Annotated in this window: 16 protein-coding genes; 7 read left to right on the top strand and 9 right to left on the bottom strand. The window is 68.3% G+C overall.

All coding sequences use genetic code 11. From position 1 onward, the window contains the following. Positions 1 to 2: 2 nt before the first annotated feature. Positions 3 to 332, bottom strand: coding sequence for a metalloregulator ArsR/SmtB family transcription factor (locus tag MNR00_RS01770; RefSeq protein ID WP_241927462.1), 330 nt, complete (start codon positions 330 to 332; stop codon positions 3 to 5). A 66-nt stretch (positions 333 to 398) separates the two neighbouring features. Here MNR00_RS01770 and MNR00_RS01765 point away from each other — a divergent pair, with 66 nt between their 5' ends. After that, positions 399 to 1,334, top strand: coding sequence for an NAD(P)H-binding protein (locus MNR00_RS01765; protein ID WP_241927461.1), 936 nt, complete (start codon positions 399 to 401; stop codon positions 1,332 to 1,334). On the opposite strand, the gene MNR00_RS01760 is transcribed toward MNR00_RS01765, so the two are convergent. The 4 genes from MNR00_RS01760 to hemE form a co-directional block, all read right to left on the bottom strand. Continuing rightward, positions 1,303 to 2,157: a hypothetical protein gene (locus tag MNR00_RS01760; protein ID WP_241927460.1), complete on the bottom strand. Its 855-nt coding sequence runs from the start codon at positions 2,155 to 2,157 to the stop codon at positions 1,303 to 1,305. The two genes, MNR00_RS01765 and MNR00_RS01760, sit on opposite strands and share 32 nt — an antisense overlap. After that, a complete protein-coding gene (locus tag MNR00_RS01755; RefSeq protein ID WP_241927459.1) occupies positions 2,154 to 3,473 on the bottom strand; it encodes a C2 family cysteine protease in 1,320 nt (439 codons plus the stop codon). Before MNR00_RS01755 ends, MNR00_RS01760 begins: the two co-directional genes overlap by 4 nt. A 1-nt stretch (position 3,474) precedes the next feature. Beyond that, a complete protein-coding gene (locus tag MNR00_RS01750) occupies positions 3,475 to 3,756 on the bottom strand; it encodes a hypothetical protein (RefSeq protein ID WP_241927458.1) in 282 nt (93 codons plus the stop codon). A gap of 125 nt (positions 3,757 to 3,881) precedes the next feature. Then, on the bottom strand, positions 3,882 to 4,895 hold the full coding sequence (hemE, locus tag MNR00_RS01745) for a uroporphyrinogen decarboxylase (protein ID WP_241927457.1): 1,014 nt from the start codon (positions 4,893 to 4,895) through the stop codon (positions 3,882 to 3,884). A gap of 117 nt (positions 4,896 to 5,012) precedes the next feature. Here hemE and MNR00_RS01740 point away from each other — a divergent pair, with 117 nt between their 5' ends. Beyond that, positions 5,013 to 6,326, top strand: coding sequence for a glutamyl-tRNA reductase (locus MNR00_RS01740; protein WP_241927456.1), 1,314 nt, complete (start codon positions 5,013 to 5,015; stop codon positions 6,324 to 6,326). Between the two features lie 40 nt (positions 6,327 to 6,366). Further along, complete coding sequence (arr, locus tag MNR00_RS01735) at positions 6,367 to 6,774, top strand: NAD(+)--rifampin ADP-ribosyltransferase (protein ID WP_241927455.1); 408 nt, start codon at positions 6,367 to 6,369, stop codon at positions 6,772 to 6,774. On the opposite strand, the gene MNR00_RS01730 is transcribed toward arr, so the two are convergent. After that, positions 6,771 to 7,172: a winged helix-turn-helix transcriptional regulator gene (locus MNR00_RS01730; protein WP_241927454.1), complete on the bottom strand. Its 402-nt coding sequence runs from the start codon at positions 7,170 to 7,172 to the stop codon at positions 6,771 to 6,773. The genes arr and MNR00_RS01730 overlap by 4 nt on opposite strands. A 132-nt stretch (positions 7,173 to 7,304) precedes the next feature. Here MNR00_RS01730 and MNR00_RS01725 point away from each other — a divergent pair, with 132 nt between their 5' ends. From MNR00_RS01725 to MNR00_RS01710, 4 genes are all read left to right on the top strand, one after another. Then, on the top strand, positions 7,305 to 7,670 hold the full coding sequence (locus MNR00_RS01725) for a DoxX family protein (protein WP_241927453.1): 366 nt from the start codon (positions 7,305 to 7,307) through the stop codon (positions 7,668 to 7,670). A gap of 5 nt (positions 7,671 to 7,675) precedes the next feature. Then, a complete protein-coding gene (locus tag MNR00_RS01720; RefSeq protein WP_241927452.1) occupies positions 7,676 to 9,139 on the top strand; it encodes an MDR family MFS transporter in 1,464 nt (487 codons plus the stop codon). A gap of 145 nt (positions 9,140 to 9,284) precedes the next feature. After that, on the top strand, positions 9,285 to 9,860 hold the full coding sequence (locus MNR00_RS01715) for an HhH-GPD-type base excision DNA repair protein (RefSeq protein ID WP_241927451.1): 576 nt from the start codon (positions 9,285 to 9,287) through the stop codon (positions 9,858 to 9,860). After that, entirely contained in the window at positions 9,857 to 10,279 is a 423-nt protein-coding gene (locus MNR00_RS01710) for a DUF1801 domain-containing protein (RefSeq protein ID WP_241927450.1), read from the top strand. The genes MNR00_RS01715 and MNR00_RS01710 overlap by 4 nt, the downstream gene beginning before the upstream one ends. A 61-nt stretch (positions 10,280 to 10,340) precedes the next feature. Here the strand turns inward: MNR00_RS01710 and MNR00_RS01705 are convergent, their stop codons facing one another. Genes MNR00_RS01705 through speB form a run of 3 tightly spaced genes read right to left on the bottom strand, consistent with a single transcriptional unit; the run spans position 10,341 to position 13,923 of the window. Next, the gene (locus MNR00_RS01705) at positions 10,341 to 11,906 is read right to left on the bottom strand and encodes an amidohydrolase (protein WP_241927449.1); all 1,566 of its coding nucleotides are present in this window, start codon (positions 11,904 to 11,906) and stop codon (positions 10,341 to 10,343) included. 38 nt (positions 11,907 to 11,944) lie between these two features. Then, the gene (locus MNR00_RS01700; protein WP_241927448.1) at positions 11,945 to 12,940 is read right to left on the bottom strand and encodes a C-terminal binding protein; all 996 of its coding nucleotides are present in this window, start codon (positions 12,938 to 12,940) and stop codon (positions 11,945 to 11,947) included. 20 nt (positions 12,941 to 12,960) lie between these two features. Further along, positions 12,961 to 13,923: an agmatinase gene (speB, locus tag MNR00_RS01695; RefSeq protein ID WP_241927447.1), complete on the bottom strand. Its 963-nt coding sequence runs from the start codon at positions 13,921 to 13,923 to the stop codon at positions 12,961 to 12,963. Between the last annotated feature and the right edge of the window lie 3 nt (positions 13,924 to 13,926).

The raw sequence follows: 13,926 nt of genomic DNA, 5'->3' as shown, positions 1-13,926 counted from the left end.
ACTCATGCCGGAGCGTCGGCCTTGGTGGGGCGACGCTTGCGCACTTCGCGGAGCACGATCTGCTCGGGGCAGACCGTGGAGAGGAAGTCGCCCACAGACAGCGCGAGCCTCTCGCCGACCAGGGAGTAGAGGATGCGGTTGGCGTCGCGCCGCTCACTGACCAGTCCCGCCTGTCGCAGCACGCTGAGGTGGCGAGAGATCGTGGGGCCGCTGACGTGGAAGCGTGCCGCGATCTCGCCTGCGGCCATTTCGCCGTCCTTCAGGTCCTGCAGGATCTGCCGTCTGGTCGGATGCGCCAGCGCGGCGAAGATGTCGGTCGCACTGTCTGTCATGGTTGCAATATAGCACTCTTGCTAGATACTCTTTAGCCATCTAGCTAATAAGCGAAGGAAGAAGTCATGCGAACAGCGATCACCGGAGGCACTGGATTCGTCGGCCGCCACCTGGCCGAGCGCCTCGGCGCCGGGGCGGTTCCGATCTCGCGCCGAAGCGGCGTGGACATCACCGACGTCGACGCACTCGCCTCTGCCTTCGAGGGGTGCCAGGTCGTGGCGCACTGCGCCGGGATCAACCGCGAGCTCGGCGACCAGACCTTCCAGCGCGTGCACGTCGAGGGCACTCGTGCGGTCGTCGAGGCGGCCAGGCGAGCAGGGGTGCAGCGCATCGTCATGGTGAGCTTCCTGCGGGCACGGCCCGACTGCGGTTCGGCCTACCACGAGTCCAAATGGCAGGCCGAGCAGATCATCCGTGAGTCCGGCATCCCGCACACCATCCTCAAGTCGGGGATGATCTACGGCGAAGGCGACCACATGGTCGATCACGTCACCCGGGCCGTGCGCACGCTGCCGTTCTTCTGGACCGTCGGCTTCCGCGAGCGCACCGCCCGTCCTGTTCCGGTCAGTGACGCCGTGGACGTGCTGGTCGCCGCGATCGAGGGACGCATCGTCGAGCCCACCGTGGCCGTGATGGGAGCAGACGAGGTGACGCTCGGCGAGGCCATCCGTCGCATCGCACGTGTCGCGGGGCGGCGCCCGATGTACATTCCGATGCCGGTGTGGACCGTGCGCGTGCTGGCGCAGCTGACCGAGTGGGTCATGATCGTCCCGCTCGTCGCCAAGGCACAGGCTCAGATGCTGTCCGAGGGCGTCAGCGAGGCCGCACCGCCCGCACCGGAACTGCCCGTCGGCCTGCGCCCGTCGCGACCGTTCAGCGACGAGCGCATCCGCGCCGCCCTGCCCGACGGCCGCTTCGGCGCGGACGACCTTCGCATCGTGCGGTGGTGGAGATCCCGTTCCGCAGCGGTCAGTCTCCCAGCGGCACGCGGCGCTGATTGATGCGGCTCGGCTCGGTGGTGTTGATGACCACGGGAACCTCGCCAGAGGTGTCGATGAAGTAGACCCCGGTCTGCCCTGAGTCCTTGATGGGGAAGGCCCACGTGCCACCGGGCACCTCGGGCTGCGGACCCTGCACGACGCTCAGCGGTCCCGGCATCTCGCCCTTCAGCACCTCGATGGGCTCCAGCGTCGCAGAGGCCGAGAAGTCGATCCGCGGGGTGTGCAGCACCATGTCGTCGCTGTCGCCGCGTGCCGCGGCGAACACGATGATGTCGGCGCGCTTCGCCCACTCCTCCAGCTGCGCGGGCGTGGCCTCCGGCAGACGCTCCGGCCCGCCGGCCAGCAGACGCGCGAAGGTGCGCGGAGCTGCGGAGTCATCGAACACCCCAACGAAGCCGAACAGTTCGTACCCCGCACCGGTGTTCTTGAGCGCGAAGAGTCCCTCGTGCTTGGCGTCGTGCGACTCCTGCGCCTGGTCGACGAGGTAGTAGTAGGTGCCTGCGGGCTTGACGACGCTGATCTCGGCGGGCGCATCGCCCTTCAGTACCGCCTCGACCCGCACCGTCGCAGTCTGCGCGGCGAAGACGTCCTTGTCGGCGTCTTCGACGGCGGGCTCGACCGATTCGATGACACCGCGCACGATGACATCGGCTCCGGAGACGATCTGGGCGATCGGCTCGGCCGGGTTCGGGTCCTGAACGGCCGCCGTTGATGACGAATCGGGGGTGGGCATGGGATCCTCCTCAGTGCCTGCGCTGCACGCGGTCAGCGTCAGTGCGACGGATGCGGCGACGATGATGCCTGCCGCTCTGGACGCGATCATCTGTTTCCGACCTCCACGACGTTGAACGACTTGGTGAACTCTTCCATTGTCATGGTGAAGGTGCCGTCCGGCGGTTCGGTCAGCTCGCCGCCGGCAGCGCGGATGGCGTCTTCGTGGCCGCTGTTGTGCCCCCACGGGTTGCGGAGCACGATCACCTGCTGACCGTCCTGCTCATAGGTGTTGAGCACCGTGAGGGCGTGCCCGCCGCCGTCGAAGCCGAGTTGACCGTTCTGCGCGCTCGCGACGACGGGGAGACCGTCGTCCAGCGCGGCGTCGATCTCGTCGTAGCTGTCGGCGATGTCGTTTCCGCCGGTGAGGAAGTCCCAGAAGCCCGAGTCCTGGTCCTTGACGTCGGCATCCTCGCCGTAGATGTCCTGCATGACCTCGCGCGCCCAGCCGCCGTCGTTGAGGTCCTCGTACCCGATCCGGTTCTCGTAGGCGCCCTCGAAGATGCGCACCCACAGCGCCTGATCGGTGTCAGAGATCTGGTCCGCTGTCACGACGACATCGCCATCCGCGAAGTGCACGGTGTACGAGCCGTCGGCGTTCATGGTGATCATGTCCATGATCTTTTCGGGGTCGGCGTTCGCGATGCCGGCGAGGGCCGCGAGCAGATAGCAGTCGCCGATACTGCCCTGAGTCACATCCCCCGAGCCCGGTATCCCGTTCGGGAACAGCGCAGGGTCTCCCACAGCCGGAATTCTGTCGCCCTTGCGGATCTCATCGAGCGCAGGAGCGGCGAGTGCCGCCACGGCCTGGTCGTATTCGTCGCGCCACCCGACGAAGCGGTTGTTCCACTGCGTCGAGACCTGGCCCCACGCGCTGCGCGCGTTCTCGGCCGACTTCAGGACCTGCTCATAGTCCGCGTTCTCCTGGTCGAAGTCCTCGGCAGCGGGGTCTGGTGCGGTCGCGTTGCGCGCCGTGTCGACTGCCGCCTGGTACTGGGTCCAGGCCAGCTTGCAGGAGACGGCAAGCCCGTTGAGGTCGTCCTGGCACCCCTCGGCGGCCTGTCCATAGCGGCTCAGCGCTGCGCCGATCGGCCAGTAGATCGCGCCGGCGACGGCCAGCAGCTGCGCGCTCTCGCCGATCGACGATCGAAGCTTGTCGACCGCGGCGCCGGAGACGGCCCATTGGGTGAGGTCCGCCTCGACGAGCTGTTGCAATTGGGCGCTGACGGTGCCCATCAGGCTGCCGTAGTCCTCCATCTTCTGCGCGTTCGAAGCGACCGTCGAAGGCTCGCTGGTCATCGTGCGGATCTGCTCGCCGACGCCGACCGCCTCGCCGGCCGTGCCACCCTCCACGTACTCGTGCCCCATGTCAGGCTCCCTCGTCCAGCTCGCTGTACGAGTCGATCACGACGTCGAGGTGTGTGGCGATGCCATCCAGTGCGGCGATCAGATCTTCGCGCTTCGGCTCCCACGCACCGCGGAAGTCGGCGGCCAGGGTGCTCAGTTGCGACTGCTCGAACGGAGCGCCGATAGCCCCCGCGACGTCGCCGGAGCGCTCAGGCGCATCCTCCAGCTCGGCGATGATCTGCGTGAGCGATGCGCGCACCCCCGTCAGCAGGTCGTAGTCGATCTCGACCTTCTCTGCACTCATTCGATCCCCCGGTGAACTCCCCTGTGAATTTACATGACCGGTGAGCAGCCGCCGATGGGGAGGAATCCCCATCGGACCGGGTCGACGGTCAGGTCACCGGACTCACGGGGTCGCCGCGCCCAGCGTCAGAGCTCGCCGTGGGCGAGGCGGACGATGCGGGTGAGCTGGTCGGGGTCGGTCTCGGGCGGCACGCCGTGGCCGAGGTTCAGCACGTGCCCCTTGGCACCGCGTCCGCGCTCGATGACATCCAGGACGTGCGCCTCGAGCACCGGCCATGGCGCCTGCAGCAGCGCGGGGTCGATGTTGCCCTGCACGGCGACGTCAGGGCCGAGCACGCGGATCGCCTCGTCGAGCGGCATCCGCCAGTCGACGCCGACGGCGTCCGCGATGCCACCGAGCCGCATGTCCGCGAGGAACGGACCGGTGCCGACACCGAAGTGGATGCTGGGCAGGCCGATCCCCTCCAGTGCGGCATGCGAGTGCGGGGCGATGTGCGTGCGGTAGTCCGTCGGGCTGAGGGAGCCGGCCCACGAGTCGAAGAGCTGCACGACAGAGGCGCCGGCGTCACGCTGGATCTCGAGGAACCGACGCGAGATGCGCGCCAGCCACCCGGCGAGCGCGTTCCACGAATCGGGGTCGGCGTGCATCATCGCCCTGGCGCGAAGGTGCTCCTTCGACGGGCCGCCCTCGATCAGATAGGCCGCGAGGGTGAACGGCGCGCCGGCGAAGCCGATCAGCGGCGTGTCGCCGAGCTCGGCGACGGTGATCCGCACGGCTTCCGCGATGGCAGTGCCATCGAGGTCTGCCGGGTCGATTGCGGTGATGCGGGCGACGTCGGCTGCCGTGCGCACCGGGTTCGCGAACACCGGACCGCGCCCCGGTTCGATCACGACGTCCACGCCTGCGAGCCGCAGCGGGATGACGATGTCGCTGAAGAACACGGCGGCGTCGACGCCGTGTCGGCGCACGGGCTGCAGGGTGATCTCAGCGGCGAGGTCAGGGGTGAGGCAGGCATCCAGCATCCGCGTTCCCACGCGCAGCTCGCGGTATTCGGGCAGCGAACGTCCGGCCTGACGCATGAACCAGACCGGGGTGCGCTCGGGGGTCTCACCGGCAAGGGCACGCAGCAGATCACTCATGCCGCCATCGTGGCATCTGCTCCTATGCGTCTCCTTGTCGCGTCGATCTGCCGTAACGACCGGACACACATCGGTGCCGCTGAGCAGGCTCAAAGATGCCGCGGGTACACTCACCCCGTGCTGCTCTGCGTCACGGCCAGTCATAAGACCGCCTCCTTCGAACTGCTGGAACGTCTCAGCCGCAACCCCGAAATCGTCGCGCCGAGCCTGATGGATGCCGGCGCGCAGGGCGCAGTGGTGCTCGCGACGTGCAACCGCTTCGAGGCGTACGTCGATACCGCGGAGCTCGACCACGGCACTGGGCTCGATCACGACGCAGTGGTGGATGCTGTCGCACAGGCCACCGGCATCCCGGCATCCGATCTCGACGGCTCGTACCGCGTCGTCGACGACCGACACGTCGCCGAGCACCTGTTCGCCGTCGCGTCCGGACTGGAGTCGGTCGTGTCGGGCGAGGGCGAGATCGCTGGTCAAGTGCGTCGTGCGCTGTCGGATGCCCGCGAGCAGGGCACCACATCGTCCGAACTGGAGCGACTGTTCCAACGGGCCAGTCAAGCTCAGCGCAAGGTGAAGAACGTCACCGCCCTGCACCGCGCCGGCCGCTCTCTTGTGCGCCTCTCGCTCGAACTCGCCGACAGCCGCATCGCGGACTGGTCGGCCGAGCGCGTGCTGCTGGTCGGCACCGGGGCGTACGCAGCCGTGACGCTGGCGACGCTGCGCGAGCGCGGCGCCGTCGACATCTCGGTGTACTCGCCCTCGGGGCGCGCCGAGCTGTTCGCGAAGAAGCACGGACTGCGCGCGGTCTCGGACTACGCGGCCGTCGCGCAGCACTCCACACTGCTGATCACCTGCACGACCGCGACCGATCCGGTGCTCGGTCCAGACCAGCTGTCGCGTCTGTCGAATGCGGCCGGCGCCGGATGCCCGATGGGCGCCTCGACAGCGCCGGGCGCTCCGCACTCGCAGCTCGTGATCGACCTCGGGATGCCCCGCAACGTCGACCCTGAGGTGGCGCACCTCGAAGGCGTGACGCTGCTGGATCTGGAGACGATCCGGCTGCACGCCCCGCTGGAGGAGCTGCAGGCCACCGACGCCGCACGCGACGTGGTGCGCGAGGCGGCCGAGAGCTTCCACGTCGACGGCTCGCGGCAGAGCGTGGCACCGGCGGTGGTGGCTTTCCGAACCCACATCTTCGGACTGCTCGAGACCGAGATCGACCGCGCCCGTCGCCGCGGTGATGAGGACGGACTGGTCGAGCAGGCGATGCGCCACCTGGCCGGCGTGCTGCTGCACACCCCCACGGCACGGGCGCACGAGCTCGCCGCAGAAGGCCGCGGGCACGAGTTCACCGCCGCGCTGGAGACCCTGTACGGGCTGGCCGGCGAAGCTCCGGATGCCAGCCTGGCAGCATCCGACAGCGCAATCGCCTGAGCCGCTCGCGCGCAGACGCGGCGCGCGCGACACTGGAACGATGACCGAGATCCTGGATGAGGGCCCGTTCTTCCACGGCACGAAAGCCGCACTGCAGGTCGGGGGCCTGTTCACGGCCGGATTCCCGTCGAACTATCGACCCGAGATCCTGATGAACCACATCTACTTCACCGCGCTGCGCGACGGTGCGGGGCTCGCAGCAGAGCTCGCGGCGGGCGACGGCGACCCGCACGTGTATCTGGTCGAGCCGACCGGTGAGTTCGAGAACGACCCGAACGTCACCGACAAGAAGTTCCCCGGCAACCCCACCCGCTCCTATCGCAGCAGAGAGCCGCTGCGGGTCGTCGCCGAGGTGCACGACTGGACCAGGCTGACGCCGGAGGCGCTGCAGACGTGGCGCGATCGCCTCGCCGAGGTCGCGGCGAACCGCGGTGAGATCATCAACTAGAGCGCGGCGTCGTATCGGTCGCGGTTCTCGCTGATCCCGGCCTGGTTGGCAGAGGCCCATTCGGCGACTGCGAGCACGGGCTCGGCGAGACTCTTGCCGAGCGGTGTCGAACGGTACTCGACACGCGGCGGGATCTCGGCGAACATCTCGCGCTCGACCAGACCGTCGCGCTCGAGCTGACGCAGGGTGTGCGTCAGCATGCGTGCGGAGATCCCCGGCGTCATGTTCTTGAGCTCGGTGAAGCGTCGCGGGCCCTCGTGAAGCATGCCGATGAGCATCATGCTCCACTTGTCGCCGATGCGAGACAGGATCGAGCGGAAGACCTCGGCCTCGGCCGGATCATGACCGCAGATCTCATGCATGCGCGGTTCGTGGATCCCGCCGCTCTCGATCACCATCTTCGACTCCTTCGCTGCCCCATTGGTCACATGCGTGTGCCTCGGTGACATTGCTTTTCCTGACACCCCATCGGGAATACTTACCCATCGTACATCAGTTACGAAAGGTAACTCGGAAAGGCTCTCACCCTCATGCTCGTACTCACGATCATCACCTGGACGCTCTCCGGCCTCCTCGCACTCGCCAACCTCATGGCCGGAAGCATGAAGATCATTCAGCCGCACGGCGGGAAGCGCCCCATGCCGACCCTCGACGACTACAGCGCCGCTCAAGTGCGCTGGATCGGCATCGCCGAGGTCACCGCCGCCGTCGGGCTGATCCTGCCCGCGCTGACCGGCACCCTGACCTTCCTCACTCCGCTCGCGGCCCTGGGCATCGCGATCATCCAGTTCCTCGCGATCTTCGCCCACCGCAAGCACAACGAGTCCTTCACCCCCAACCTGGTGATGATGCTCGTCGCGCTGGCGATCGTCGTGCTGCGCTTGATCGGGGCGTGAGCATCATGACCGGAACCACCATGACCACCACGGCGCCGAAGCGCGCGAACCGCGGCACCGGCGTGATCTGGCTGCTGCTCGGAGCCGCGTTCGTGACGATGCTCAACGAGACCGTGATGAGCGTCGCCCTTCCGCACCTCGTCGCCGACCTCGACATCACGCTCTCCACCGCACAGTGGACGACGACGGCGTTCATGCTGACCATGGCGGTCGTCATCCCCACCACAGGATGGGTGCTGCAGCGATTCACCACCCGGCAGGTATTCCTGTTCGCGATGACGGCGTTCACGATCGGTACCGTGATCGGTGCGCTCGCACCGGACTTCTCGGTGCTGCTGTTCGCCCGTGTCGTGCAGGCCGTCGGCACCGCGATGATGATGCCGCTGCTGATGACGACGATCATGAACGTCGTGCCGGCGCACGAGCGCGGTCGCTTCATGGGCCGAATCACGATCGTGATGGCCGTCGCACCCGCGCTCGGCCCTGCACTGTCGGGATTCATCCTGAGCACGCTGTCGTGGCACTTCCTGTTCTGGACGATCCTCCCCGTCGCGATCATCATGGCGGCCGTCGGCGCACTGCTGCTGAAGAACGTCGGCGAGCGCAGCAGGACACCACTGGACGTGCCGTCACTGCCGCTGGCCGCGATCGGCTTCGGCGGACTCGTGTACGGCATCAGCACTGTGGGCGGCGGCCCTGAGGCCCCAGTCACGGCTGGCATCGTCGCACTGCTGGCCGGAGTTATCGGTCTGGCGATGTTCGTGTGGCGTCAGATCGCACTGCAGCGCACCGAACGGGCTCTGCTCGATCTGCGCACCTTCCGCTCGCGCTCGTTCTCGCTCGCAGCCGGCCTCATCGTCGTGATGATGGCAGCCATGTTCGGAGCCATCATCCTGCTGCCGCTCTACCTGCAGAACGTGCTGCGCGTCGACGCCGCCACGACCGGGCTCCTGCTGCTGCCCGGCGGGCTGGTGATGGGGGTCGTCGCACCGCTCGTCGGCCGCCTGTTCGACAAGTACGGACCGCGTCCGCTGGTGATCCCTGGGGCGATCTTCGTCTCGGCGGTGCTGTGGGCGATGACCTTCGTCGATGAGCAGACGCCGCCGGCGGTCGCCGCACTGGCTCTGGTGGGCATCTCACTCGGAGTCTCGTTCATGATGACCCCGCTGATGACCTCGGCCCTGGGTTCGCTCGGACCCAGCCTGTATTCGCACGGGTCGGCGATCGTCGGCACCGTGCAGCAGGTGGCCGGAGCGATCGGGACGACTCTCTTCGTCAGCGTGCTGGCGTTCGGCACCGCGCAGGCGGCGGGTTCCGGCGTGGCCGACGTCGCCGCCCAGGCACACGGCGTGTCGTTCGCCTTCACTGTCGGCGCCGCACTGTCTTTGATCGCCGTCGTCGGGAGCTTCTTCGTCCGCGGCGCGGCGCCAGTGGCATCCGCTCCTGAGAAGGCGGCACTCGCCGCCTGAGCGGCGTGCGCTTCGCGCGGAGAACGGCGCTTGACGCGGATGAATCCACGGATTCTGTCCGCGTCAGGCGCTGTTCTCCGCGTCGGATGCTGTCTCATCCGCGCGAGCATCCCCGCGCCACCCCGCTCGATGCGACACTGGACGCATGGCCCTTCACATCACCGGAGACACCGCCGCCGACACCCTGCTGACCGACAACCCGCTGGCGCTGCTGGTGGGCATGCTGCTCGACCAGCAGGTGCCCATGGAGACCGCGTTCGCGGGTCCACTCAAGATCGAGCAGCGCACCGGAGCGTCGGATGCCAGTGCCATCGCCGCCATGGATCCGGACGCCTTCCTCGAAGCCTTCAAGCAGACACCGGCTGTGCACCGCTTCCCCGGTTCGATGGCCACTCGGGTGCAGACGCTGTGCCAGACCCTGGTCGATGACTGGGACGGCGACGCTGATGCACTGTGGACGCGCGACGACCCTGACGGGCCCGAGGTGCTGAAGCGCCTGAAGAAGCTGCCGGGCTTCGGCGAGCAGAAGGCGAAGATCTTCCTCGCGCTGCTCGGCAAGCAGTACGGGTTCAACGGTGCGGGCTGGCGCGAGGCATCCGCCCCCTACGGCGAGCAGGACTCCTACCGCAGCGTCGCCGACATCGTCTCGCCCGAGTCGCTGACCAAGGTGCGCGAGCACAAGAAGGCCATGAAGGCCGCGGCGAAGGCAGTGAAGCAGTGAAGCCCACCGGGGGCAGCGTCGGCGGCTTCCTCGCCGCCGTCACGCCGGCTCGCAGGCAGCGGGATGCTGAGACGCTGACCGCCCTGCTGCAGGACGTCTCCGGCCGCGAACCAGTGCTGTGGGGCACGATCGTCGGGTTCGGCAGCTGCCACTACCGCTACCCGACCGGCACCGAGGGCGACATGCCGCTGCTGGCGTTCGCGCCGCGCAAGACGGCCTCGACCATCTACCTGGAGTCCACCGCGGAGTACGCGGACGATCTGGCCCGTCTCGGTCCGCACACGACGGGCGTCGGATGCCTGTACATCAAGGATCTGGAGCAGGTCGATCTCGAGGTGCTGCGCGACATCCTCACCCGCTCTCTCGCGTGGAGCGAGGCCGGCGGCAGCGAGCAGGCCGAACTGACCGTCACCGGATGATGACCCCAAAGGCGCGAAGCGTTCCCGCGATCCGCGTCGCCACGGACGACGCCTGACGCCGCTACCAGCGCCGGTGCTCTTCCGTGCCGGCGTAGTCGGGCCACGGCAGGTCGATGGGCGCCGCGAAGTCGGTCGGCAGCAGGGCCGGCATCGGATCTGCCTCAGTGCGCTCGACGAACTCAGCGCGGGCTGCGGCGAGGGTCTCAGGAGAGGTGAGCAGGTCGAGGAACGTGCCGGCGATGGTCTTGCCGGCCGTCAGGATCGTCGGTGCGATCGTCTCGGGGATGCCCCCGAGTGCGTTCATCACCCAGGCCGGGTACGGCCCAGCATCCGGCACCGACTGCAGCGCGGGCCTGGACACGTAGAAGCGCACCAGCGGCGCGTAGTGCGACATCTCGACGTAGTCATCGCTGGTCCAGTTGCGCTGCCAGGCCGGCATGTGCTCGCGCAGGATCCGCTCCGCCTCCTGCGGGGCGATGAGCTGCTCGGTCTCTGCCAGGAACGGCTTCGCACTCGGCTCGAATCCGAGGGTGCGCTGGATGTCCTGCGCGATCGCCACGGCATCCGGACCGTACACGGGAGCGCCGACCGTCTCGAGGTTGGCGTAGAGCGTCTCGGCCATGACGTGATTGGTGCGACCGGGTCGGCTTCGCGCCACCCACCGCTCTTCGAGGTCGCAGTGCGCCATCATCGCGGCCGCCGTCGCGTTGCGGTCGAGCACCGCGAGGATGTGCTCGGCCATCTCGACGTCGGGAGTGCGCCACGAGAACTGCAGGCGGGCCACCCGGTGCGGCAGGTTGTCTGCTGTCGCCTGGCCATCGCTGAGGATCGCGTCGGAGAAGCTCCACCCACCGGTCGCCGGCAGCATCGAGTCGAGCATGGTGCGCGACGCGGTGTACATCTGCGTCAGCGCCACGTTCGCCCCCGGCGCCCGCGCCGCCGAGTGCGACGCCGGGATCGGCGAGTTCGGGTCAGCACTGGAGATCTGCCACGTCTCGGGGTGATCGCAGACGAAGGTGTACACCTTGCTGTAGTACGCGCCGCACTGGGTGTCCCAGCGCGCGGTGTTGCACAGCGGCAGCATGTAGAACGGGTGGAACGACACGATGGCGTCGACGCCGTCGTAGTAGCCGCGCAGGCCGTGCACGACCTTGGAGCCGTGCATCTTCTCGGCCGGCTCACCGGTGTACTTCAGCGTCCCAACGATGCCGTGCTGCTGCATGGCGTGCTTGGTGCCGAGCACCCCGGCGAGAGTCGAGATGCCGAGCACGGAGTGCGGATCGGTGTGACCGGGGGCGAACCGGCTGAGTCCGTCGCGCGGCGACTCCGTGGTGGTCGCGGCCTGGTTGTTGCCAGGCACCGCATCGTATTCGGCGTAGGTCAGCAGGGTCGGTCCGTCGCCGTTGCTCCAGACCGCGCTGAACGCGGTGGGCATGCCGGCAGAGCCGTCTTCGACCTCGAACCCCTCGGCGCGCAGCCGCTCGACGTACCAGGCCTGCGAGCGGTACTCCCGCCACGCCGGCTCGGCGAGCTCCCAGATGCGGGTGTGCCACTCGGTGAGCTGCACCAGGTGCTCGTCGATCCAGGTGCGGGCGGTCTGCTTGGCCTCGTCGGTCAGGTGTGCCACGGAGTTCCCCTCTTGCTGTGTGTTCATTTGCGCGGTGCTCAGTTGCGGGGTGCCGGCCGGTTCACCGGCGACTCGGGTGAACCGGTCTCGCGCAGGGTCACGGCGTTCTGCGCCTGGATGCGCACGTACTCGATCTCGGTGCGTTCCGAGAAGTAGGCGATGTGCGGCGTGAGCACGACGTCGTCCCTGCCCAGCAGTGGATGCCCGGGCTGCGGCGGCTCGGCGGAGAGCACGTCCAGGGCGGCTCCGCCGAGGTGTCCGGCGTCGAGTGATGCCGCCAGGGCATGCTCGTCGATGAGCGCCCCGCGCGACACGTTCACGAGGAGCGCCCCCGCCGGCATCCCGGAAAGGAACGCCGCGTCGACCATGCGCTCGGTCTGCGGTGTGAGCGGAAGGTGCAGCGAGAGCACGTCGGCGGCACCGCGCACTTCGTCGAGGCCCGCGCTCTGCACCCCGAGTCGCTCGAGGTCGGCGCGCACCTCTGCGGTATCGGGCATCAGCGGGTCGTAGCCGAGCACGCGCCCGAACAGGGGTCCGGCCTGCCGCGCGAGCTCGCGCCCGATGCGGCCGAGACCGATGATGCCGAGGGTCTGCTCGCTGAGCCGCGGCGGCGCCTTCGGCGCGCGCTCGTTCCAACCGGATGGGGTCGCGCTGGCGAGGTAGAAGCGCAGCTGGCGGATGCTGTGCAGCATGATCGCCAGGGCGTGGGTGGCGACTTCCTCGGTCGCCGCCCCTGGCACGTTCGTCACCCAGACGCCATGCTCGGCGGCGGCCTCGACGTCGACATAGTCGAAGCCCATCGACATCAGCGCGATGACCTCGAGGTTCGGCAGCTCTGCGATCATCTCGCGAGTGACCGAGGCGTAGCCGGGCAGCAGCGCCACGGCATCGCGGGCGCCCGCGACGATCTCGTGGGGATCGCGGGTGCCGAGCACCCGCACCTCGAAGCCGTGCGCTTCCAGCAGCGCGATGCCCGGGCCGGGGTCTGTGTCGTCGACGTCCGTGTAGACGGCGAGTGGTCGTGCGGTGTTCATCTTGTCGTCCGTCCTGAAACTCATTCGCCGCGTCCGCGGACGATCGCACGTGCCATCGCGGTGAGGATCTCGTAGGCGACATGGCTGGCGGCGATACCGGTGATCTGGGCGTGGTCATAGGCGGGCGCGACCTCGACGACGTCGGCGCCGACCATGTTCAGGTCAGCGAGGCCGCGGATGATCCGCAGCAGCTCCCTGCTGGTGAGACCGCCCGCCTCCGGCGTGCCTGTGCCCGGCGCGTGCGCCGGATCGAGCACGTCGATGTCGACAGACAGGTACAGGGGCCGGTCGCCGATCCGCTGCCGCAGCCGTTCCATCGCGGCGGGCACGCCGTGCTCCTCGATGAACTCGCTCGTGATGATCGAGAAGCCGAGCCGTTCGTCGTCCTCGAGGTCGCTCTTTCCGTACAGCGGGCCGCGGGTGCCGACGTGCATCGACGCCGTGCGGTCGATGAAGCCGTCCTCGGACGCGCGTCGGAAGGGCGTGCCGTGCGTGATCGGCTCGTCGAAGTACGTGTCCCAGGTGTCGAGGTGGGCGTCGAAGTGCACCACCGCGACCGGGCCGTGCTTGGCGCTGATGGCCTTCAGCAGCGGGTAGGCGATGGTGTGGTCGCCGCCGATCGTGAGGATCCTGTCGACGCGCTCCCCCAGTTCGGTCGCGGCCTCGGCGATCTGGTCGACGGCGGTGTGGATGTTGAACGGGTTCGCGGCGATGTCACCGGCATCCGCCATCTGCACCGCCTCCCAGCCGGCGAAGTCCTGCGCCGGGTTGTACGGGCGCAGCAGACGGCTTGAGGCGCGCACGTGCTCTGGTCCGAACCGGGCGCCGGGGCGAAAGCTGACGCCGCTGTCGAATGGGATGCCGACCACGGCGATGTCCGTCTCGCCGACGTCCTCGATGCGGGGCAGCCGGGCGAACGTGGACAGACCCGCGTATCTGGGGGTCTTCGAGGCGTCAGCTGGCCCGATGGGTGTGCTGCTCATGGA

It is taken from the genome of Microbacterium sp. H1-D42 (assembly GCF_022637555.1).
Classification (GTDB): Bacteria; Actinomycetota; Actinomycetes; order Actinomycetales; family Microbacteriaceae; genus Microbacterium.
This window is presented reverse-complemented; position numbering and strand designations above follow the sequence as displayed.

Excerpts from the sequence above, each read along its gene's own strand:
- MNR00_RS01715 (WP_241927451.1), top strand. The coding sequence starts at position 9,285 with ATGGCCCTTCACATCACCGGAGACACCGCCGCCGACACCCTGCTGACC.
- MNR00_RS01730 (WP_241927454.1), bottom strand. The coding sequence starts at position 7,172 with ATGGTGATCGAGAGCGGCGGGATCCACGAACCGCGCATGCATGAGATC.
- MNR00_RS01770 (WP_241927462.1), bottom strand. The coding sequence starts at position 332 with ATGACAGACAGTGCGACCGACATCTTCGCCGCGCTGGCGCATCCGACC.
- MNR00_RS01725 (WP_241927453.1), top strand. The coding sequence starts at position 7,305 with ATGCTCGTACTCACGATCATCACCTGGACGCTCTCCGGCCTCCTCGCA.
- MNR00_RS01760 (WP_241927460.1), bottom strand. The coding sequence starts at position 2,157 with ATGATCGCGTCCAGAGCGGCAGGCATCATCGTCGCCGCATCCGTCGCA.
- MNR00_RS01700 (WP_241927448.1), bottom strand. The coding sequence starts at position 12,940 with ATGAACACCGCACGACCACTCGCCGTCTACACGGACGTCGACGACACA.
- MNR00_RS01750 (WP_241927458.1), bottom strand. The coding sequence starts at position 3,756 with ATGAGTGCAGAGAAGGTCGAGATCGACTACGACCTGCTGACGGGGGTG.
- MNR00_RS01765 (WP_241927461.1), top strand. The coding sequence starts at position 399 with ATGCGAACAGCGATCACCGGAGGCACTGGATTCGTCGGCCGCCACCTG.
- hemE (WP_241927457.1), bottom strand. The coding sequence starts at position 4,895 with ATGAGTGATCTGCTGCGTGCCCTTGCCGGTGAGACCCCCGAGCGCACC.
- speB (WP_241927447.1), bottom strand. The coding sequence starts at position 13,923 with ATGAGCAGCACACCCATCGGGCCAGCTGACGCCTCGAAGACCCCCAGA.
- MNR00_RS01720 (WP_241927452.1), top strand. The coding sequence starts at position 7,676 with ATGACCGGAACCACCATGACCACCACGGCGCCGAAGCGCGCGAACCGC.
- MNR00_RS01755 (WP_241927459.1), bottom strand. The coding sequence starts at position 3,473 with ATGGGGCACGAGTACGTGGAGGGTGGCACGGCCGGCGAGGCGGTCGGC.
- arr (WP_241927455.1), top strand. The coding sequence starts at position 6,367 with ATGACCGAGATCCTGGATGAGGGCCCGTTCTTCCACGGCACGAAAGCC.